The organism is Jeotgalibacillus sp. JSM ZJ347 (genome assembly GCF_044383825.1).
GTDB lineage: Bacteria > Bacillota > Bacilli > Bacillales > Jeotgalibacillaceae > Jeotgalibacillus.
In genome coordinates, this window is the sequence record NZ_JBISEN010000002.1 from 663,164 (window position 1) to 684,882 (window position 21,719).

The 21,719-nt window shown below is 45.0% G+C and carries 24 protein-coding genes; 23 read left to right on the plus strand and 1 reads right to left on the minus strand.

Features of this window, described 5'->3' with window-relative positions:
- Nucleotides 1-60 precede the first annotated feature (60 nt).
- The 21 genes from ACH6CZ_RS08990 to spoIID all read left to right on the plus strand — a co-directional run bounded on the left by ACH6CZ_RS08990 (nucleotide 61) and on the right by spoIID (nucleotide 19,646).
- The gene (locus ACH6CZ_RS08990) at nucleotides 61-1,779 is read left to right on the plus strand and encodes a sensor histidine kinase (protein WP_374097093.1); all 1,719 of its coding nucleotides are present in this window, start codon (nucleotides 61-63) and stop codon (nucleotides 1,777-1,779) included.
- Nucleotides 1,776-2,534: a response regulator transcription factor gene (locus ACH6CZ_RS08995; protein ID WP_374097094.1), complete on the plus strand. Its 759-nt coding sequence runs from the start codon at nucleotides 1,776-1,778 to the stop codon at nucleotides 2,532-2,534. Before ACH6CZ_RS08990 ends, ACH6CZ_RS08995 begins: the two co-directional genes overlap by 4 nt.
- A gap of 216 nt (nucleotides 2,535-2,750) precedes the next feature.
- Complete coding sequence (locus tag ACH6CZ_RS09000) at nucleotides 2,751-3,203, plus strand: low molecular weight protein arginine phosphatase (RefSeq protein WP_374097095.1); 453 nt, start codon at nucleotides 2,751-2,753, stop codon at nucleotides 3,201-3,203.
- A gap of 1 nt (nucleotide 3,204) precedes the next feature.
- Nucleotides 3,205-3,645, plus strand: coding sequence for a ribose 5-phosphate isomerase B (gene rpiB / locus ACH6CZ_RS09005; RefSeq protein ID WP_374097096.1), 441 nt, complete (start codon nucleotides 3,205-3,207; stop codon nucleotides 3,643-3,645).
- A 208-nt stretch (nucleotides 3,646-3,853) separates the two neighbouring features.
- Nucleotides 3,854-4,387 (plus strand): TIGR01440 family protein, encoded by a 534-nt coding sequence (locus ACH6CZ_RS09010; RefSeq protein ID WP_374097097.1) that lies wholly within the window; start codon nucleotides 3,854-3,856, stop codon nucleotides 4,385-4,387.
- Nucleotides 4,388-4,623: 236 nt separating this feature from the next.
- Nucleotides 4,624-5,859: a serine hydroxymethyltransferase gene (gene glyA / locus ACH6CZ_RS09015; RefSeq protein ID WP_374097098.1), complete on the plus strand. Its 1,236-nt coding sequence runs from the start codon at nucleotides 4,624-4,626 to the stop codon at nucleotides 5,857-5,859.
- Nucleotides 5,860-6,401: 542 nt separating this feature from the next.
- Nucleotides 6,402-7,031, plus strand: coding sequence for a uracil phosphoribosyltransferase (gene upp, locus ACH6CZ_RS09020; protein ID WP_374097099.1), 630 nt, complete (start codon nucleotides 6,402-6,404; stop codon nucleotides 7,029-7,031).
- A gap of 24 nt (nucleotides 7,032-7,055) precedes the next feature.
- Entirely contained in the window at nucleotides 7,056-8,201 is a 1,146-nt protein-coding gene (gene wecB, locus ACH6CZ_RS09025; protein ID WP_374097100.1) for a non-hydrolyzing UDP-N-acetylglucosamine 2-epimerase, read from the plus strand.
- 402 nt (nucleotides 8,202-8,603) lie between these two features.
- A complete protein-coding gene (locus ACH6CZ_RS09030; RefSeq protein WP_374097101.1) occupies nucleotides 8,604-8,822 on the plus strand; it encodes an AtpZ/AtpI family protein in 219 nt (72 codons plus the stop codon).
- Nucleotides 8,823-8,826: 4 nt separating this feature from the next.
- Entirely contained in the window at nucleotides 8,827-9,213 is a 387-nt protein-coding gene (locus ACH6CZ_RS09035) for an ATP synthase subunit I (protein ID WP_374097102.1), read from the plus strand.
- A 5-nt stretch (nucleotides 9,214-9,218) separates the two neighbouring features.
- Complete coding sequence (atpB, locus tag ACH6CZ_RS09040; protein WP_322420261.1) at nucleotides 9,219-9,929, plus strand: F0F1 ATP synthase subunit A; 711 nt, start codon at nucleotides 9,219-9,221, stop codon at nucleotides 9,927-9,929.
- Between the two features lie 88 nt (nucleotides 9,930-10,017).
- Nucleotides 10,018-10,230 carry a F0F1 ATP synthase subunit C gene (gene atpE / locus ACH6CZ_RS09045; RefSeq protein WP_039813889.1) on the plus strand — a complete coding sequence of 71 codons (213 nt, stop codon included), beginning with the start codon at nucleotides 10,018-10,020 and terminating at the stop codon, nucleotides 10,228-10,230.
- Nucleotides 10,231-10,410: 180 nt separating this feature from the next.
- Nucleotides 10,411-10,929, plus strand: coding sequence for a F0F1 ATP synthase subunit B (atpF, locus tag ACH6CZ_RS09050; RefSeq protein ID WP_374097103.1), 519 nt, complete (start codon nucleotides 10,411-10,413; stop codon nucleotides 10,927-10,929).
- Entirely contained in the window at nucleotides 10,926-11,462 is a 537-nt protein-coding gene (locus ACH6CZ_RS09055) for a F0F1 ATP synthase subunit delta (protein ID WP_374097104.1), read from the plus strand. Before atpF ends, ACH6CZ_RS09055 begins: the two co-directional genes overlap by 4 nt.
- A 26-nt stretch (nucleotides 11,463-11,488) precedes the next feature.
- Nucleotides 11,489-12,997, plus strand: a complete 1,509-nt coding sequence (atpA, locus tag ACH6CZ_RS09060; RefSeq protein ID WP_039811519.1) for a F0F1 ATP synthase subunit alpha — start codon at nucleotides 11,489-11,491, stop codon at nucleotides 12,995-12,997.
- Between the two features lie 39 nt (nucleotides 12,998-13,036).
- On the plus strand, nucleotides 13,037-13,900 hold the full coding sequence (locus ACH6CZ_RS09065; RefSeq protein WP_374097105.1) for a F0F1 ATP synthase subunit gamma: 864 nt from the start codon (nucleotides 13,037-13,039) through the stop codon (nucleotides 13,898-13,900).
- A 281-nt stretch (nucleotides 13,901-14,181) separates the two neighbouring features.
- The gene (atpD, locus tag ACH6CZ_RS09070) at nucleotides 14,182-15,591 is read left to right on the plus strand and encodes a F0F1 ATP synthase subunit beta (RefSeq protein WP_374097106.1); all 1,410 of its coding nucleotides are present in this window, start codon (nucleotides 14,182-14,184) and stop codon (nucleotides 15,589-15,591) included.
- A gap of 22 nt (nucleotides 15,592-15,613) precedes the next feature.
- On the plus strand, nucleotides 15,614-16,018 hold the full coding sequence (locus ACH6CZ_RS09075) for a F0F1 ATP synthase subunit epsilon (RefSeq protein ID WP_374097107.1): 405 nt from the start codon (nucleotides 15,614-15,616) through the stop codon (nucleotides 16,016-16,018).
- 406 nt (nucleotides 16,019-16,424) lie between these two features.
- The gene (locus tag ACH6CZ_RS09080) at nucleotides 16,425-16,685 is read left to right on the plus strand and encodes a DUF1146 family protein (RefSeq protein WP_374097108.1); all 261 of its coding nucleotides are present in this window, start codon (nucleotides 16,425-16,427) and stop codon (nucleotides 16,683-16,685) included.
- Nucleotides 16,686-17,138: 453 nt separating this feature from the next.
- Nucleotides 17,139-18,449 carry a UDP-N-acetylglucosamine 1-carboxyvinyltransferase gene (gene murA / locus ACH6CZ_RS09085; protein WP_374097109.1) on the plus strand — a complete coding sequence of 437 codons (1,311 nt, stop codon included), beginning with the start codon at nucleotides 17,139-17,141 and terminating at the stop codon, nucleotides 18,447-18,449.
- Nucleotides 18,450-18,653: 204 nt separating this feature from the next.
- On the plus strand, nucleotides 18,654-19,646 hold the full coding sequence (gene spoIID / locus ACH6CZ_RS09090) for a stage II sporulation protein D (RefSeq protein WP_374097110.1): 993 nt from the start codon (nucleotides 18,654-18,656) through the stop codon (nucleotides 19,644-19,646).
- Between the two features lie 171 nt (nucleotides 19,647-19,817).
- Here the strand turns inward: spoIID and ACH6CZ_RS09095 are convergent, their stop codons facing one another.
- Complete coding sequence (locus ACH6CZ_RS09095; protein WP_374097111.1) at nucleotides 19,818-20,252, minus strand: VanZ family protein; 435 nt, start codon at nucleotides 20,250-20,252, stop codon at nucleotides 19,818-19,820.
- Nucleotides 20,253-20,372: 120 nt separating this feature from the next.
- On the opposite strand from ACH6CZ_RS09095, the gene ACH6CZ_RS09100 reads away from it, so the two are divergent.
- Both ACH6CZ_RS09100 and spoIIID read left to right on the plus strand, forming a co-directional pair.
- A complete protein-coding gene (locus tag ACH6CZ_RS09100) occupies nucleotides 20,373-21,059 on the plus strand; it encodes a peptidoglycan DD-metalloendopeptidase family protein (RefSeq protein ID WP_374097112.1) in 687 nt (228 codons plus the stop codon).
- 63 nt (nucleotides 21,060-21,122) lie between these two features.
- A complete protein-coding gene (gene spoIIID / locus ACH6CZ_RS09105) occupies nucleotides 21,123-21,386 on the plus strand; it encodes a sporulation transcriptional regulator SpoIIID (RefSeq protein ID WP_374097113.1) in 264 nt (87 codons plus the stop codon).
- Nucleotides 21,387-21,719 lie beyond the last annotated feature (333 nt).

The window sequence follows — 21,719 nt, forward strand, 5'->3', positions numbered from 1 at the left end:
TTGATCCTGAAAAGCTTTCTTACTGTGATATGATGAAGTAAGAAAAAGGAGGAAATGCAGATGCAGCCAAACAGTATAAAAGAACAGGCGAGAAAGATTTTTATTAGGTATACGTCGATTCTTTTGATACTTGTGACAGTTGCTGTGTCTGCATTTTTTTATATTAATTCCTCTCAGATGTCAGCCAGGCAAACCGAGAACGCCGCTGCACAGTTGTCAGCGCAGCTTGCCTCAGTGCATGAATCTTACACAGCATTTATTGAACGGATGAAAAACAGTGAAAGAGTCCACGATTACATCCGCACTCAGTCTGGCGAATCATCACTATTTCAGTCATTTTATGAATTCAACACAGATCAGACAGTCCAAAGTGATTTCTTTTTATTTGATCAAAATGAAGCACTCATCCTGTCAAATGCACTCGATAATGACCAGCTCTCACTCTCTCAGGCCGACTACTTTGCCTCTTCAATCAGGCTGATTAGATTAAATGGTGAGGACTATATTACCCGTGTGAATCGTATCCCTTATCACAATGGGAAAATCTCTTCTTTTCTATATGGATCTGAAGTTTTAGAAAATGGCGAAGTGACCGGTTATATTTTTTATATGCTTCATGAAGAAGACTTTCTGGATCTCTTATTCCAGCAGGCTATTCATCTCGCTGTCATTACAGATCAGTTTGACACGATCGTTGCGACGAGTAACAACTCAGTCGGCGATTTTTTAAATAAATACAGACCCCAGCCGCTAGCAAATGGTAACGTAAAAATCAGGGAGAATGAGCTTGTACAGTCACAGGACCAGGTCGAAGGCACTTCTCTCACTGTCTATACACTCAATCCGCCACAGACGATTACAAGTCCTGCGATCTGGCTGGTTTCTTTTTTAATCGTGTTGTTCATATCTCTATTCTTTCTATTAAAAGTAATGTCAGATCGCTTATCATACTCTCTTACAGCAAGTGTAAATGGCATGATTGAGTCTATTAAGCACTTCAAATCAGGAAATGCCGACTATTACCTAAAGCCGTCAGAAGACTATGAAATCCAGGTATTAACTGACCAGTTCAATGCAATGCTGGATGAAATCAATACACTGATTTCTGAAAAAGAAGAACTGTCCGAAAGGCAGAAGCAAACAGAAATTAAACAGCTTGAAGCACAATTTAATCCACACTTTGTTTTTAACATACTCGAATCAATCAGGTATTTGATCTTAATTGAACCAAGACGTGCAGAAGAAAGTATTCTCGCCTTGTCCAAATTACTAAGATACAGTGTGAAACATAATGAAGACAAAGTATCTGTACAGGAAGAGCTGAATTACCTTGAACACTATATGAAGCTGCACCATCTGAGATTTAATCAATCCATTCAATATGAAGTAAAAATGGATCCCATGGTCAGACTGCACATTGAACAAATCGTTATCCCAAAACTTTTATTTCAGCCGCTCATTGAAAATGCAATCAAACACGGCTACTCAACTGGCAAAAAACTGAACATTCTTATTTCACTTTCTTTTAAAAATCACCAGCTGATTTGCAGCGTAACTGATAATGGCCAGTCAATAAACGAAGCTCAACTGACCAACCTGCAGAATCAGTTGCAATTGAACCGTTCGAGCCAGCTTGGACTTGGATTATATAACGTTCACAGAAGAATCCAGCTGCTTTTTCCTGAAAATAAAGGGGTTCATTTGTCACTGGAATATGAGGGTTTTAGCGTCAGTTTTTCTATTCCGCTGATGCTGATTCATGAAAGAGGGGTCATATGAAGAAAATCCTGTTAGTAGAAGATGAAGACATTATCCGTCGTGGACTGGCACTGACTTTTGACTGGCATGCCCATCAATGCTCAATTGTTGGCGAGGCATCTAACGGACAAGAAGCGCTTGACATGATCGAAAAAGTTCAGCCGAATATTCTGATCACAGATATCAAAATGCCTGAAATGAATGGCCTGGAGCTGCTGGATAAGTGCCGGCAATATCCTGAGATCGTCACAATTATTTTATCCAGCTTCAATGAGTTTGAATACGCGAAGCAGGCCATAAAAATGGGCGCAATTGATTATCTTTTAAAGCCGCTTGACCACAATGAACTATCAGAGTCATTAAGAAAAGCAGTTCACACACTCGATCAGGCGCATAGAGCAGTTACTAAGCCAGGAAGTAGTGATCAACAGCAGGAACAACCCAGACCAGAATTCTTGTCAGTCCCAACTCAGCGTATCATTGCCTATATTGAAGCGCACTACACAAAAAAAGTAACCGTTCAGGATATAGCGGATCATATTGAAAAAAGCCCAACATATGTTCATAATCTTTTTAAAAAAGAAATGAACCAGACGATTAACCAATACATCAACAAACTGCGTATTCAAAAAAGCATCTTCCACATGCAAAACGGCAACGACCACATCTACTCAATTGCACTTGAAGTAGGTTACAGCGATTATAAGTACTTTACGACTGTTTTTAAGAAACACACGGGAAAGACACCATCAGGGTTTATAAGAGAATTGAATTAAATGCTGAAATCAGGTGGTCACGCAACAGCTGCGTACCGCCTGATTTTTTAAGTCATTAAAATATCAGTGGCAATCCAGATAAATTGAAGAATTTGGTGAAGTGATACAGTCACCTGTGATGTGACCCCTTTATCGCAAAACACTCCCCAAAAGAAATAGTGTCCAAAATGTGATAGGATAAAGGGGAAGTGAGAATCCTAAAAAGGGGTCGTTTTCATGAGGATTTTGTTTATTTGTACAGGGAACACTTGCAGAAGTCCAATGGCTGAAGCAATTTTAAATCATAAAAATGAACCGCATATGGAAGTGCGTTCTGCAGGGCTTTTTGCGATGGAAGGTGGGATGGCATCGCACAATGCGCAGCAGGTACTTGAGGAAAACGGGCTGACGCATGATCACCGCTCGCATTCTGTCACTCAGGCTGACGTTCACTGGGCGAATTACGTTTTTACAATGACCAGTGCGCATAAGGCGATGCTGATGGAACAGTTTCCGTTTGCAGCTGACCGCATTTTTACGCTGAAGGAATTTTCCGCAGAGCGCGGGCTCGATGTATCGGATCCTTATGGCGGTTCAGTGGAAGTATACCGCTCCACTTTTAACGAGTTAAACAGATTAATGGATAGTATGTTGAAAAACCTTAATAAACAGGAACAGGGAGGATTTTAATATGAAAGTCGCATTAGCATCTGATCATGGTGGAATCAATCTGCGTAAGGAAATTGCAGAACTTTTAAAAGAACTGAATATTGAATTTGAAGATTTCGGTTGTGATTGCGAAGGATCAGTTGATTACCCTGATTACGCACTGCCGGTTGCTGAAAAAGTAGCAGCGGGGGAGTTCGACCGAGGCATTCTGATTTGCGGGACAGGTATTGGGATGAGTATTGCAGCGAATAAAGTAAAAGGCATCCGCTGTGCGCTTGTGCATGATACATTCAGCGCAAAAGCGACGCGCGGTCACAACGATTCGAATATGCTGGCAATGGGTGAGCGTGTTATTGGACCAGGCCTTGCACGTGAAATCGCGTCAATCTGGCTTCAGGGAGAGTTCGAAGGCGGACGCCATGAGAACCGTATTAATAAAATGAGTGAGTATGAAGCGAAGTAATTATACAAATCTGCTTTGTTAAAGACTGATCATGTAAATGCACAGCTGATGGTTGGAGCTTAAGGGGGCGACTCCTGCGGAAGGAAGGGACAGGTGAGACAAAGCACGGCGAAGCCTGCTGGCTCACCGCCCGGCCGCGGAAAGCGTCCCCCTGAAGCGGAAATCATTAGCTCGTCTTAACAGGACCAGATAGAAAGAGGGGCTTGCGATGAACCAGGAATTGCTGTCAATCCTTGAGGAATATCAGGAACAGGCTTCACTAAAAGAGGGACAGCTCTTTGTCGTCGGCTGTTCAACCTCTGAAGTCATCGGACGTAAAATCGGCACATCCGGAACAGATGAAGTCGCCGAATCACTGTATAAGGCGTTTGAGAGATTTGCTGCGGATACAGGTTTGCATCTTGCATTTCAGGGGTGCGAGCATATTAATCGCGCGCTCATCGTGGAGCGGGATACAGCAGAACGTTACGGACTTGAAGAAGTTACAGTTGTCCCTGTGCGAAAAGCAGGCGGCGCAATGGCATCCTATGCATACCGCCACATGAAAGATCCAGTGGCAGTGGAGCGTATTCAGGCGCATGGCGGCATTGATATCGGTGATACACTGATCGGGATGCACCTGAAGCCTGTCGCCATACCGGTTCGTGTAGCAGCGAAATCACTTGGCGAAGCCCACATCACACTCGCACGCACCAGACCAAAACTGGTTGGTGGCGCACGTGCTGTGTATGAGCTTGAATAGGAAAGAGGACAACCGGTCTTGTAGAGGCCGGTTGTTTTTGTATTAAGTAAAATACAAAAGATTAAAAAAGAATTTTTGAAAATATTCGTCTTTTTAAGATAAAACACCAATGTAAGCGCATAACAACACCCTTTTTGTCAAAAAACCCATTTTCACAATTGTGAAAAACATGATAAGATGAAGAAGATTTTTGACCATAGACGGGAACGGTCCCGGGACATGAGGGAGGATTCACAATGAATAAGATTCAACAGCAGGATCAGGCATTATTCGAAGCAATGCAGGATGAACTGAAGCGCCAGCGTACGAAAATCGAGCTGATCGCATCAGAGAATTTTGTAAGTGAAGCAGTCATGGAAGCACAAGGATCAGTACTGACAAACAAATACGCAGAAGGTTACCCTGGACGCCGATATTATGGCGGGTGTGAGCACGTGGATGTCGCTGAAAATCTTGCACGCGACCGCGCAAAAGAAATTTTCGGCGCAGAGCACGCAAACGTTCAGCCGCACTCAGGTGCACAGGCTAATATGGCTGTTTATTTTTCAGTACTAAAGCCGGGCGACACGGTTCTTGGTATGAACCTGTCTCATGGAGGTCACTTAACGCACGGAAGTCCAGTAAACTTCAGTGGTGAACTATATAATTTCGTCGAATATGGTGTAGGTGAAAAAGATGAGCGCATTGACTATGAAGACGTTCGTCAAAAAGCACTTGAGCATAAGCCGAAGATGATCGTAGCCGGTGCAAGTGCATACTCACGTACAATTGATTTCGCTAAATTCCGTGAAATCGCTGATGAAGTGGACGCATACTTAATGGTGGATATGGCGCATATTGCAGGACTTGTCGCAACTGGTGCCCACCCGTCTCCTGTGCCGCACGCACATTTCGTTACAACAACAACACATAAAACACTCCGCGGACCACGCGGAGGGATGATTCTCTGTAAAGAAGAATTCGCGAAAAAAATTGATAAGTCAATCTTCCCTGGCGTTCAGGGCGGACCATTAATGCACGTGATCGCTGCAAAAGCAGTCGCATTCGGTGAAGCGCTGAAGCCTGAATTCAAAGACTATATCGATCAGGTTGTAAAAAATGCGAAAGCAATGGCAGAAGCATTTAAGAAAAATGGTATCGACATCGTCTCAGACGGCACAGATAACCACCTTGTGCTTGTAAACCTGCGCTCATTGAACCTGACAGGTAAAGTTGCAGAAAAAGTACTGGATGATATCGGCATCACTGTCAACAAAAACACGATTCCATTTGACCCTGAAAGCCCGTTCGTCACAAGCGGGATCCGTATCGGAACACCAGCTGTCACATCACGCGGCTTCAAGGAAAAAGAGATGGAAGAAATCGCAGAACTCATCGCAAATGCGCTTAAAAATCACGAAGACGAAGCAAAGCTGAAAGAAGCTTCAGTCAAAGTCGAAGAAATCACAAGCCGCTTTGCATTATACGAGTAAGAAACGGAGGCTGTCCTTTTTGGGGCAGTCTTTTTGGTTACCTAAAGGTATGAAGAGTGCGTGGTGATGTACCGGTATGACATCCTTTTGCGCGGAAAGCTACAACTCTGCCGAGGATTGCAACAAGTTCCCGGGCGTATCGCTACAAGCTCGGCACGGAATACTACAACTTAACCTTAAACAGCAACAAGTCCGCGCCATCGTCAAAATATTTAGTACAATTACCATTCCATAACACTTCCCATACATCATACGAACCTTTCTTGTAAAAAACCTGCAAGTATGATAACTTTCGTAAGGATTTGCTTTATAATAATAGGAAGAAATAAATTTACATAAGAGTTTTGTTAAAGTCCATTTTTTTATTTGCACAGCTGTGATTGGAGCGTAAGGCGGCGACTCCAGCGGGAGAAGACGGACAGGTGAGACCCCGCAGGCGCGCAGCGACGAGGAGGCTCACCGCCGTCCCCGCGGAAAGCGTCCGCCTGAAGCGGAAATCAGCAGCCACCTTTAACAGAGCTTATATAAAAGGAGTGACAGGTGTGGGAAAAGTATACGTATTCGATCATCCGCTGATTCAGCACAAGCTGACACACATCCGCGATGAACAAACTGGAACAAAAGATTTTCGTGAACTTGTAGACGAAGTGGCAACACTCATGGCATTTGAAATCACGCGCGACCTTCCAATGGAAGACATCGACCTGAAAACACCAGTAAGTCAGACAAAAGGCAAAGTCCTTTCCGGTAAAAAACTAGCGATCGTTCCAATCCTGCGTGCAGGAATCGGAATGGTAGACGGTATCCTGAAGATGATCCCGGCTGCAAAAGTTGGACACGTCGGACTATACCGTGACCCTGAAACATTGAAGCCGGTTGAATACTACGTGAAGCTGCCTTCAGATGTAGAAGAGCGCGACTTCATCCTGGTTGACCCGATGCTTGCAACAGGTGGATCAGCAGTAGAAGCGATCAACTCACTGAAAAAGCGTGGAGCAAAAAACATCAAATTCCTATGCCTTGTTGCAGCACCTGAAGGCGTTGAGGAAATTAAAAAAGAGCATGATGATGTGGACATTTACATCGCTGCACTTGATGAAAAGCTGAACGAAAAAGGTTATATCGTACCTGGTCTTGGAGATGCAGGCGACAGATTATTCGGAACAAAATAAGCGGAACCAGTAAAGGAGAAACTCATGTCTAAACGTATAAAAGTGATGACGATCTTTGGTACAAGACCTGAAGCAATTAAAATGGCACCACTCGTGCTTGAACTGAAGAAACAGGATCAGTATTTCGAACCAATCGTGACCGTAACGGCTCAGCACCGTCAAATGCTTGACCAGGTGATGGACATTTTCGGCATCACACCTGATCACGATTTAAATATCATGAAAGACCGCCAGACGCTGACGGGTATTACAACCCGTGCGCTTGAAGGTCTGGATCGTATTATGAAAGAAACGAAACCTGATATCGTACTTGTTCATGGTGATACAACAACGACATTTGTTGCGGGACTTGCTGCATTTTACAACCAGATTGCCGTTGGACATGTGGAAGCAGGTCTTCGTACCTGGAATAAATACTCTCCATACCCTGAAGAAATGAACCGTCAGCTGACAGGTGTAATGGCAGATATGCACTTTGCGCCAACTGAACAGTCTGCAAACAACCTGATTCAGGAAAATAAACCTGAAGAAAATATCTTTGTAACAGGAAACACGGCGATCGATGCACTATCCACAACTGTAAATGAAGACTATCAGAGCGACATTCTTGATCAGCTAAATGGAGACCGTCTGATTCTTGTCACCGCACACCGCAGAGAAAACCTCGGTGAGCCGATGAAGAATATGTTCCGTGCAATTAAGCGTGTAGTTGACGAGCAAAAAGACGTGCAGGTTGTCTATCCGGTCCACCTGAACCCTGCAGTCCGTGAGATTGCAGATGATATTCTCGGCGGAGACGACCGTATTCACCTGATCGACCCGCTTGACGTAATTGACTTCCACAACTTTGCATCAAAAGCACATCTGATTCTGACTGATTCAGGCGGTGTTCAGGAAGAAGCACCTTCACTTGGTGTGCCGGTACTGGTACTGCGCGATACGACAGAACGTCCTGAAGGCATCGCAGCAGGTACACTGAAGCTTGCCGGAATCGAAGAAGAACAGATTTATAACATGGCGACGGAACTGCTGACAGACGATGAAGCTTATCATGCAATGTCTAAAGCATCCAACCCATATGGTGACGGAAAAGCATCTGCCCGCATTGCAGAAGCAATCCGCTACTACTTCAAAGAAACAGATCAGCGCCCGGATACATTCCGCGTGTAAAAGAAATCCCGCTCCTGGGTTAGGGGTGGGATTTCTTTTGTCTAAATGTCGTGTATGGTGGATGCGGATAAAATCAATAGATGACTGAATTAATCCGCCGGACCACAGCACCGCCCCTACAAATCACACATCCAACCGTTCACCGTGACACCAAATCAGGACACACCCCACCATAAAAACAACTCTCATACACCAGTCAAAAAAGCGTTTTGTCAAAAATGTGAACACACAAACTTCTATATGTGATCAATTGAACTTTTTGTCGAGATCGCGTTGACATCATTTAGTGCCTATTGTATGCTTTTAAAGGGTATAATGATAAGGTTTTCATAAGGGCTGAAAAGCGTGAAAAACCTTGTATATCCGCCCTCAATTTCATTCTCAGATTGTGAGGATGCACTCATGCGTCAGTCCAGACGTCCGTTCCATGCGATGGTCCTTTATTCGGCCATTCTGTCACAATTAACTGGTTCCATACTCATCGGTATTTTCGGTGGGAGGTGGCTTGATCGCCATCTGGAAACAGAACCGCTGTTTATGATCATCGGATTACTTCTGGGTTTATCAGCAGGAATCTATGCGATGCTTCGCACAGTGAAACAATTCGACTCAGGAGAGTAGCTAAATGCCTGACATCAGAAAGCATTTTTTGCGGTACACCAAGTACATATTATACTTGTTATCGATTTTTGTCCTCGGCTTCGGGTTCACACCTTTTCCGGATGCTTTTCTCGGTCTGATACTGGGAACTTCTTTCAGCCTGCTCAATCTTTGGCTGATGAAGAACAGAATGGAAAAGTTTGATCGTGCGATGGACGAAGGCAGAAAAGTGCGTTCGCTTGGAACACTATCACGTATGGCCTCAGCAGGAGTAGCGGTGCTGATTGCACTGGAATTTCCGGATTTCATTCATTTGATTTCCACTGTATTTGGATTAATGATGGTTTATTTCGTCATTATGATAGATTATTTATTGCAGCAAGTCCTACACAAGAAGCGGGAAGAGAGGTGAAATAAATGAATCATGAAGCGCCATTAGCAGAATTTCTGGGGCTGACCTTTAATCTCTCCAATGTCTTAATGATTACCGTCGCATCTGCAATTGTATTTTTAATTGCAGTCATATCCACACGCACCCTGGCAATGAAGCCAACCGGGATGCAGAACTTTATGGAGTGGATCATGGACTTTGTGCGGAATATCATCAAGAGTAACATGGATTGGAAAACCGGAGGGAGCTTTCACATTTTAGGGATTACACTCATTATGTATGTTGCGATTTCGAACTTCTTAGGTTTACCGTTTGCGATTACATATGATCACTATCTCTGGTGGAAATCACCGACAGCTGATCCAATCGTTACAATGACTCTTGCTGTTATGGTAATCGCACTTACGCATTACTATGGCATACGCATGAAAGGCTTCAGTGAATACGGGAAAGACTTTTTCCGTCCAATGGGTTTCTTATTCCCGCTTAAGATTATTGAAGAATTTGCAAACACGCTAACGCTTGGTTTGCGTCTTTACGGTAACATCTATGCAGGTGAGATCCTACTCGGTCTTCTTGCAGGAAGCTTGGCAACAGGTGTCTTTGGTCACCTTGCAGCGGTTATTCCAACGCTTGCATGGCTTGGTTTCTCCGTATTCATCGGTGGTATCCAGGCATTCATTTTCGTAATGTTAACGATGGTTTATATGGCGCACAAAGTGAGCTCTGACCATTAATATATTTACCTGTTCAGTTATTGAACAAACATTTAAACAAAAAATTATTTACCCACACTAAGGAGGATATATCCAAATGACAGGTTCAATTGGTCTTTTAGCAGCAGCACTAGCAGTAGGTTTAGCAGCACTAGGTGCAGGTATCGGTAACGGTATGATCGTATCTAAAACAGTAGAAGGTATCGCACGTCAGCCAGAAGCTCGCGGTATGCTTCAAACTACAATGTTCATCGGGGTAGCACTAGTTGAGGCCGTTCCGATCATCGCAGTAGTTATCGCGTTCATCGTACAAGGTCAATAATTCATTACACGTTAAAATGGCGAAGATCATTCCTAGCGAACCTTCGCCTTTTTTCAGAGTAACAGTTGTTTATCACTTTAAACGTTATAGGTTAGTTGGTTCCCGCAGCGGAATTCAACGGACATCTTATTATATGAAACTTTCCGTATTTGACTGACTTCTGAAGGGAGTGAAACGAGCGTGTTCACACTTGATGCATTTGTACTAGGAGCCGGTGGCTTCAGTGAAGGAGACATCCTATTCCAATTAGCGATGTTCCTGTTATTACTTTTCCTACTCAAGAAATTCGCATGGGGTCCGTTAATGGGCATCATGAAACAGCGTGAAGATCACATCGCAGGCGAGATCGAAGCGGCTGAAAGAAGTCGTACAGAAGCGAAGCAGCAGCTTGAAGAGCAGCGCCAGCTTTTGAAAGAAGCTCGTCAGGATGCGCAGGAACTGATTGAAAACGCCCGCAAACAGGGTGATGCGCAGCGTGAAGAAATTATTGTTGCAGCGCGTGCAGAATCAGAGCGTATGAAAGAAGCGACACTTCGCGAGATCGAAACAGAAAAAGATCAGGCAGTTGCAGCACTTCGCGAGCAGGTTGCTACACTATCAGTACTGGTTGCTTCTAAAGTAATCGAAAAAGAACTGACAGTTGAAGAACAGCAGCAGCTGATCAACGAAACAATTGCAAAGGCAGGGGATCTGCGATGAGCAAATCAACTGCAGCAGCGCGTTACGCTCAGGCACTTTTTGAGCTTGCAGTAAAACACGGCCAGACAGATCAGATTGAAGAGGACCTTCGTACAGTACGTCAGGTGTTTACACAGACGCCTGAACTGTCTCAGCTTCTTCAGTCTCCTAAATGGTCTAAAGATCAAAAGAAGCAGCTGATCGGGAAATCATTCAGCGGCATCTCACAGCACGTGCTGAACACGATGTACATTCTGGTTGACCGCCGTCGCAATAATGAAATGGTCGAGCTTGCAGATGAGTACATCAACCGTGCACTTAACGCACGCGGTACAGCAGTAGCACACGTATCATCAGCAACAAAATTATCAGACGCAGATAAAGAAGCAATCTCTGCTTCATTTGCTCCGAAAGTCGGAAAGCAGCGTCTTGACATTCATAATCACGTAGACTCAGCACTTCTTGGCGGCATTCGCATCCGCATCGGGAACCGTATTTTTGACGGCACCCTTCGCAATAAGCTAAATCGCCTTGAACGTGAACTGAAACGATAAGATCCACGAAATGAGGGGTGACATTCATGAGCATCAAAGCTGAAGAAATCAGTGCGCTGATTAAACAGCAGATTGAAAACTATCAATCGGATATCGAAGTAACGGAGGTTGGTACGGTTATCGAAATTGGTGACGGTATCGCACGTGCTCATGGCCTTGATAACGTTATGGCTGGAGAGCTTGTTGAATTCTCTAACGGCGTTATGGGTATGGCGCAAAACCTTGAGCAGAACAATGTCGGTATCATTATCCTTGGACCATACCGCGACATCAAAGAAGGCGACGAAGTTCGCCGTACAGGCCGTATCATGGAAGTTCCAGTTGGTGAAGAACTGATCGGCCGCGTAGTAAACCCGCTTGGACAGCCAGTTGATGGACTTGGTCCAATCAACACGTCTAAAGCACGTCCAATCGAAAGCCCGGCACCAGGCGTAATGGCACGTAAGTCAGTACACGAGCCACTTCAGACTGGTATCAAAGCGATCGATGCACTTGTTCCAATCGGCCGTGGTCAGCGTGAGTTGATCATCGGTGACCGTCAGACTGGTAAAACATCTGTAGCAATCGATACAATCCTGAACCAGAAAGACCAGGACATGATCTGTATCTACGTTGCAATTGGACAGAAGGAATCAACAGTACGTGGTACAGTTGAAACACTTCGTAAGCACGGCGCACTTGATTACTCAATCGTCGTAACGGCATCAGCATCACAGCCTGCACCACTTTTATTCCTTGCACCTTACACAGGCGTAACAATGGGTGAAGAATTCATGTTAAACGGCAAGCACGTGCTTGTTGTATATGATGACTTAACAAAACAGGCATCTGCATACCGTGAACTTTCACTATTACTTCGCCGTCCTCCAGGTCGTGAAGCATATCCTGGTGACGTATTCTACCTTCACAGCCGCCTTCTTGAGCGTGCAGCGAAGCTGAATGAAACTCTGGGCTCAGGTTCAATCACAGCCCTGCCATTCGTTGAGACACAAGCAGGGGATATCTCAGCTTACATTCCAACGAACGTTATCTCAATTACTGATGGACAGATCTTCCTTCAGTCAGATCTATTCTTCTCGGGTGTACGTCCTGCGATCAACGCCGGTCTTTCAGTATCCCGTGTAGGTGGATCTGCACAGATCAAAGCGATGAAGAAGGTATCTGGTACACTGCGTCTTGACCTTGCAGCATACCGTGAGCTTGAAGCATTCGCGCAGTTCGGTTCTGACCTGGATAAAGCAACTCAGGCAAAGCTGAACCGTGGTGCACGTACTGTAGAAGTACTAAAGCAGGATCTGAACAAGCCGCTTAAAGTAGAAAAGCAGGTAATGATCCTTTATGCATTAACAAAAGGACACCTTGATGATATCCCAGTAGAAGACATTCGCCGTTTCGAGAACGAATTCCTAAGCTGGATGGATCAAAACCACAAAGAACTGCTGGATCAAATCCGCACAACGCAAGGTCTGCCTGAAGACAGTGATATGGAAGCAGCAATCAACGGATTCAAGAAGACTTTTGCTAAAAGCGAATAATTAGACCGGCAATTCAACATTAAAGGGTGGTGAGAACCAGTGGCATCGTTACGCGATATAAAAAACAGAATCACGTCGACGAAAAAGACAAGTCAAATCACAAAAGCAATGGAAATGGTATCCGCATCCAAGCTGTCCCGTGCAGAGGATAACGCGAAATCATTCAGCCCTTACATGAACAAAATTCAGGAAGTGGTTGCTTCTATTGCAACAGGCGCAGCAGATGCATCACACCCGATGCTCAGCACACGCCCGGTGAAAAAGACTGCTTATCTCGTCATCACGTCAGACAGAGGACTTGCAGGAGCTTATAACTCCAACGTGATCCGTTCAGCAATGAATGCGATCAACAGCCGTCACTCAAGCAAAGATGAGTATGTGATCCTTGCAGTCGGTCGTGTAGGCCGTGACTTCTTTGCTAAAAAAGGCATGAATATCATCGATAGCATCATTGGGTTACCCGACCAGCCAAGCTTTGCTGATATTAAAGAAATTACGGGGAAAGCAGTGGGCATGTATGCAGACGAAGCTTTTGACGAGCTTTATATGTACTACAACCACTTCGTCAGCGCAATTTCACAGGAAGTAACAGAGAAGAAGGTTCTCCCTCTGACAGATGTAGCAGCTGAAACAGGCGGCATGACATCATATGAGTTTGAACCATCACCTGAAGCAATCCTTGAAGTGCTTTTACCACAATACGCAGAAAGCCTGATCTACGGCGCACTGCTTGACGGTAAAGCCAGTGAACACGCTGCCCGTATGACAGCAATGAAGAGTGCAACGGACAACGCCAAAGAGCTTATCGATTCACTATCATTATCATACAACCGTGCCCGCCAGGCCGCGATCACTCAGGAAATCACCGAAATCGTCGGCGGCGCCGCGGCGTTAGAAGACTAATAAGTTCAGCTGGACTTCCTATAGCCATAAGGGTTTGAGAAAGCTCAGGCTGAAACGTACTAAGACTTACCCAGAGAGTTGACCGGAGAGAAGGGCGGCGACTCCAGCGGGAGAAGACGGACAGGTGAGACCCCGCAGACACGAAGTGTCGAGGAGGCTCACCGCCGTCCCCGCGGAAAGCGTCCGCCCTGAACGCAGGTCAATCTCTCGTTATGAAAAACATAACAAGTTTAGCCGGGCTTTCCCGCTCGGCTTCCACAAGCAAGCTAGGAGGGAAAATGATGAATAAAGGACGCGTTTTACAGGTCATGGGTCCAGTTGTTGACATTAAGTTTGACAATGGCCAACTGCCTGACATTTATAACGCTCTAACAGTAGCATCAGGCTCAGCAGAAGCAGATGTACTAACGTTAGAAGTAGCACTTCACCTTGGTGATGATGCTGTTCGTACCATTGCGATGTCCTCCACTGACGGCATTCAGCGTGGAGCAGAAGTAACGGACCTTGGTTCGCCAATTACTGTTCCTGTTGGAGATGCAACACTTGGACGCGTATTTAACGTACTTGGAGAAGCGATTGACCTTGCAGGAGATGTAGATGCAAGCGTTCAGCGTGACCCAATTCACCGTACAGCACCAACATTCGAACAACTTTCAACTGACACAGAAATCCTTGAGACAGGAATCAAAGTAGTAGACCTGCTTGCTCCATATATCAAGGGTGGTAAAATCGGTCTCTTCGGGGGAGCCGGTGTTGGTAAAACCGTACTGATTCAGGAACTGATCAACAACATCGCACAAGAGCACGGCGGTATCTCAGTATTCGCCGGTGTTGGAGAGCGTACTCGTGAAGGAAATGACCTTTTCCACGAGATGACTGATTCAGGCGTTATCAAGAAAACAGCAATGGTATTCGGTCAGATGAACGAGCCGCCGGGTGCGCGTATGCGTGTTGCCCTGTCAGGACTGACAATGGCTGAATTCTTCCGTGATGAGCAGGGACAGGACGTACTTCTGTTCATCGATAACATTTTCCGTTTCACGCAGGCAGGTTCTGAGGTGTCAGCCCTACTAGGCCGTATGCCATCAGCCGTTGGTTACCAGCCGACACTTGCTACTGAAATGGGTCAGCTTCAAGAGCGTATCACGTCGACAAACGTTGGTTCAGTAACATCGATCCAGGCGATCTACGTACCTGCCGATGACTACACTGACCCTGCACCGGCGACAACATTCGCCCACCTTGATGCAACAACAAACCTTGAGCGTAAGCTTTCTGAAATGGGTATCTACCCAGCCGTTGACCCGCTTGCTTCAACATCACGCGCACTTTCTCCAGAGATCGTTGGAGAAGAGCATTACGCAGTAGCACGTGAAGTTCAGCAGACGCTTCAGCGTTACAAAGAGCTTCAGGATATCATTGCTATCCTGGGTATGGATGAGCTTCAGGAAGAAGATAAGATGATCGTGGGACGCGCACGTCGTATCCAGTTCTTCCTATCTCAAAACTTCCACGTAGCAGAACAGTTTACAGGCCAGAAAGGTTCTTATGTTCCTGTTAAAGAAACAATCGCAGGATTCAAAGACATTCTTGCTGGTAAATACGACCACCTTCCTGAAGATGCTTTCCGTCTAGTCGGACGCATCGAAGAAGTAGTTGAATCTGCTAAGAAGATGGGCGTAGAAGTATAATTAGGGACCAGGAGGGAAAAAAATGAAGACCGTTAACGTCAATATCGTTACTCCCGATGGCCCTGTGTACGAGTCTGCTGTAGAAATGGTGAGCACAAAAGCTCAGAGCGGGGAGCTCGGCATTCTGCCAGGGCACATCCCAATGGTTGCACCGCTTGAGATCGGCGCTGTCCGTCTGAAAAAAGAAGGACGCACTGAACTCGTAGCCGTAACTGGAGGCTTCCTTGAAGTCCGCCCGGAGCAGGTAACAATCCTGGCACAGGCAGCAGAGCCTGCAACAGACATTGATATCGATCGTGCTAAAGAAGCCAAGCAGCGGGCAGAGCGCCTTCTGCAGGCCAAACAGGACAACGTTGACTTCAAACGCGCAGAATTTGCACTTCGTCGTGCAATGAATCGTATTGATGTATACGAAAATAAAATGTAACTGATTCAACCGGCACCCTCCCCGGAATGGCTTCCATGCCAGGCCGGTAAGGGGCCGGTTTTTATTTTGGTGATGAGGATTTTATGTGATTTAGTCGGTATAACTGTGCCAGTAATTATCAATAATCTGTTGGTTTAATGTTCAATAGAGGATGTACTTTCTATATTAAACTGAGCTGATTGTAGCGGGAGGGGCAAGACAGCGTGACAGGTGAGACCCCGCAGACGCGCAGCGTCGAGGAGGCAAGGATGGCGCGACAAAAAGGCGCACCTGCGGAAAGCGAGTCTCTCCCGAGGAAATCAGCGGTTAGTATCCTCTCTTTTTTGGAGGACTGACATCATACTTTATGAGTATTTTAACCAAATACGGACACATACTCATTGAATTCCAAGAAGGATTTGATAGAATGACAAAGTTGGCAGAAAGGAGTCAGTTTATGGCAGAGTTCGGACAGCAGGCGCTTTTTAGCATGCTTATTCATTTAACATTTATCGCACTGACGTTCTGGTCAATGCAGGCGCTCAGGTTCGACAAAGCGATCCGGCCCAACAGAGTGTTTCAGGCAAGAGTACTGTTTATACTTGTTAGCATTGCAATCGGTTCTACAGTCGCAAATTTCTTTTTATCTTATTCAAATTGGTCTCAACAGCTTCCATATCTTTGGTAGGCACAAAATAGACACATTGTAAAGGTTTTCATGATTTAAAAATGTTGTTTTTGATTAAAAAGTGTATTTTCTATCTACCAAATCAAGTAGAAATGGTTTAACTTTATATTGTTGTGGAATAGTCAACCATACACCATTAAACCTGCAGGGGCTATCTTGAACTCTTCATATATAAGAGAACGGAGTATCTATAAAGACAGCTGCTGCTGTCGATATAAAAGATATGGTATGTGAAAAAATTGTCAAATTGCCATGAATCATGACTTTCTTCTCTTGTATAAAAGAGTTCTAGAATGATAAGATTTGTAATGTTTTAGTTTTTTAAAAGTTTACTTGTATTTGAGACAATTACTGGATTAGCCTATTGTGCGATTGAAGAAGACGATATCACTTCAGTCACTTATATTGAATATGAATAGTATTATGAGAATGAAGACGCGGAGGGGAACTCACTTGGAAAAAATCATTGTACGCGGCGGTAACAAGCTGCAAGGTTCAGTCAAAGTAGAAGGTGCTAAAAATGCAGTTCTTCCAATTTTAGCAGCAGCACTTTTAGCAGGTAAAGGGAAAAGTACATTACTCGAAGTCCCTGCACTATCAGATGTAACAACAATTAATCAGGTGCTCACACATTTAAACGCAGATGTAGGCTATATAAAGGAAGAAAACAAAGTAACAGTGGATGCAAGCAGAGATCTTGCACCGGAAGCGCCTTTTGAATATGTACGTAAAATGCGTGCATCTGTACAGGTTATGGGACCACTTCTAGCAAGAAATGGTCACGCACGAGTTGCACTTCCTGGAGGCTGTGCAATTGGTTCAAGACCAATCGATCTTCACCTGAAAGGGTTCGAAGCGATGGGCGCAGAAGTAACAGTTGGGAATGGCTTTATCGAAGCAAAAACAGACGGCCGTCTGAAAGGCGCTAAAATCTATCTTGACTTCCCGAGTGTAGGTGCTACTGAAAACATCATGGCAGCTGCAACACTTGCAGAAGGCACAACAATCATCGAAAACTGTGCGAAAGAACCTGAGATTGTGGATATGGCGAACTACATGAATAAGATGGGCGCTAAAATCAAAGGTGCAGGAACAGATACAATCCGTATCGAAGGTGTGGAAGTACTGACTGGTGCAGAACACACAATCATCCCTGACCGCATTGAAGCAGGCACATTCATGATCGCAGCAGCTATTACAGAAGGTGACGTACTAATTGAAAATGCAGTACCAGAACACTCTGCATCAGTCATTGCGAAGCTGAAAGAAATGGGCGTAACAGTCATCGAAGAAAACGAAGGCGTACGCGTAATCGGAAACGGCAACCTGAAATCAGTAGATATCAAAACAATGCCACACCCGGGCTTCCCGACAGATATGCAATCACAAATGATGGCATTGATGCTGACAGCAAATGGCACAGGCGTTATTACTGAAACAGTATTTGAAAATCGCTTCATGCACGTTGAAGAATTCCGCCGCATGAATGCAAACGTCAAAATCGAAGGACGTTCCACAATTATGAACGGACCAAGCGATCTTCAAGGCGCAGAAGTTGCCGCAACTGACCTGAGAGCGGGTGCAGCACTCATCCTTGCAGGACTAGTAGCAGATGGCCATACGCAAGTAACTGAACTGAAACACCTTGATCGCGGCTACGTGAACTTCCACGAAAAGCTTGTCGCACTGGGTGCAAACGTAGAACGTGTTAGTGAAGAGACAGAAGCAAGAGCAGAAGCAGCTGCAACAGCAGTACGCGTATAATTTTACTGAACTCATACTTCTTATTCTTATACATCACGAACTTCTAACTAATTATACGTATATAAGCAGTATACACACGCCAGGGCGTGGGTATACTGCTTTTTTCTGTGGGGAGTGAAGTCTGGGTCTGACCCAGACTTCACTAGTCTACTCCTGCACCCTCAAACATATACTCCTCCATAACCTATATCTGGAGGGGTGAGGATGCACCAGCGGCTTAAGCTGATTTTGATCGTTGCAGGATACTTCCTACTATTGCTCGCAATTCCGGCGTTTATTGTGACACCGAAAGAGGGGATAAGAACCCCTTTGCCTGAGGAAGAGGGGCCCGCTGAAGAGGTGCAGGAGGCTGAAGCTCATTTGACCGTACCGGTGATGAGGCAGGCGAGCGGAGAGGTTGAAACAGTGGATCTTGAGGCGTATGTGTCAGGTGTGGTGGCAAGTGAAATGCCAGCTTCTTTTGAAAAAGAGGCGCTGAAAGCACAGGCGCTTGCAGCACGGACGTATGTGACGAAGTTTTTATCGCATAGCGGAGATCAACCCATCACTGATACGACCACTCATCAGGTTTATAAAAACAATGATGAATTGAAAATGATTTGGAAAGATGATTATACATGGAAGGTGAAAGCCATTAGTGATGCGGTTAATGAAACGAAAGGTGAAATTTTGACTTATGAAGGGCAGCCGATTACTGCTGCATTCTTTTCAACGAGTAATGGCTGGACTGAAAACGCGAGGGATTATTGGGAAGAGGATGTACCCTATTTAGCATCCGTTGAAAGCAAATGGGATGAGCAGGCGGCACCTGGCTTTTATCATGAAAAGAAGATTCCGGTGAGTGAATTTGAAGAAAAGCTCGGCATCAGCCTGTCAGCAGGTGAGCAGGGAAGTATTCTTGAGCGGACGCCTGGGAACAGAATCAAAACGGTTGAGATTGCAGGCAAAACATTTAGCGGAAGAGAGATCCGTGAAACGCTGGATTTGCGCTCGACTGACTTTGAATGGGTGCTGCAGGGAGATCAGGTCGTCATTAAAACAAAAGGATACGGTCACGGCGTCGGCATGAGTCAGTATGGTGCAAATGGTATGGCGCTCGCCGGCAGCAGCTATCAGGAAATTGTGAAACATTACTTCAGCGGCGTGGAGATCACTTCAATTGATGAAGCTGTGCCGGCGCTGCTGGTGAAAAGATGAAAAAAGAAGCATTCCGCCAGGCGGGATGCTTCTTTTTGACGCTCAATTAGTGGATGAGGACGTTCGATTATGCATACACAGCAGTCAACTGTGAATATACAGCACTCACTCAGCACGATACGACGTTCGCGTTCCTGAATAAACCTTTCAGTTATTAATAGGGAAGTTACGTCACACCGCAAAATAACGCTCAACACGCACAAACAGCCTTCTCAGACCACTATCCTTTTTCACAAAATAAAACCGCTGAACAACCAGGTAGACAAACAGCACGCCGGTCACATCTTTAACAGCGTCTATCATCGTCGCTGAGCGGTATGGAATGAATGCCTGATGGATTTCATCTGTGAAGCCGTAGAACGCAGCAAACACAGCTGCAAGGGTATGTGTAGCGACGTTCAGCTTGCCGTGGACAAGCAGTGCCGCGATAAATAAGAAGTGTAGAATGCCAAATTCAATTAAGTGGAGAGACTCTTTTAGAAAACGGTCAATTGACCCGGATGGCAGTTCGATCACTGCATTATGAGGGAGGCTTGATAGCACCCAGATCAGGATCATATAGATAAAAGGCAATGTCGTGATAAACAGTTTGAGCCACTTGATCATGTATCAGAATCCTTTCACTCGTACTATTTGGGATTGTATCATGCGGCACACAAGTCTGAAGAAAAAAATTGTGACAATGTATAGAATTTCCTCTAAGCGTTCAAAATGAGTGCTGAGGTGATGAAAATGATTAAGGGAGACAAAAATCAATCTACCCTGTCAGAAAGCTTTAAAAAGTTTTTCAAAAAACGCTGGGCAGTACCTGCAGTTTATCTCGGATGTGCGGCACTTGCGGTTGGAACTGTATTTTTCGTACAGGGACAAAAAGGTTCAGAAGTAGCGGAACAGTCAACGGAAAATGAATATGTCTATCAGGAAGAAGCGAACAACTATACTTACGGTCCACCAGAAGCGGCAGAAGTCAATCAGCCTGCTGAAAAAATGAGTCTGCCGGTCACAAATCCGGATGCAGTATCAGTACACAAAGCCTTTTATGACCAGACGGCAGATGCAAGCGAGCAGCAGGAAGCGCTCATTGTTGTGAACCAGACCTACTATCCAAACCTGGGAGTAGACCTTGTGCAGGATGGTGAGCCATTTGAAGTAACAGCTGCCTTGAGTGGAACAGTGACGCTTGTAGAAGAGGATCCATTCATCGGAAATGCAGTGGAGATCGAGCATGACGGCTATGTCACGCGCTATCAGGCAATTGAAGGTATCGCAGTTGCTGAAGGAGAAGAAGTGAGACAGGGACAGGTGATTGCACAGGCCGGTGTCAGCGAACTGAACCCGGAAGCTGGCCTTCACGTTCACTTTGAAGTGTTAAAAGACGGTCGGGCAATCGACCCGATGTCAATTACGCAATAATAGGTATATCATAACCGACTGCCGGCATATAATGCACAAACGGACCCACAGGAGGCCGGCACCGTGCATGAGTATATTAGAGAGAGAACAATCTCGGCTGGCAGGCACATCGTAGAAACAGAAGAAACGGTCCGCTCAATCGCAAAAATTTTTGGGGTATCTAAAAGCACAGTGCACAAAGACTTAACCGAGCGCCTGCCCAAACTGGATCCGGCCCTCGCAGACGAAGTAAAATCGATTCTTCATTACCATAAGGCCATCAGACACCTACGGGGCGGAGAAGCCACCAAAGCCAAATATGAAAAGCAGCAGCACTTATCCAATTGAAAAAGAGGAGGTCACCAATCAAACGTTTGTTTGGTTCATGACCTCCTCTTTTAGTTGTGGTAATATATACTTATTGGACTTTGCTTTCATTAATATGGGCTCACCCCGGTCTTTTGCATCATAAAGACCAGATTTCTAACATGCAGTAAGAATAAACCGATATAAGATAGGTAAACAAATGCAAAGCAGATTCCATATGATGAACATACAAGATATATACCTTCAGAAGAAACAGAATGTGTGAATACATACTATTTTTTTGAAGCATTTTTTAGTAAGTGAAATACAGAGTTCAGACTCTGATTTAAACAAAACTAAGCTTTTGATTGTAGT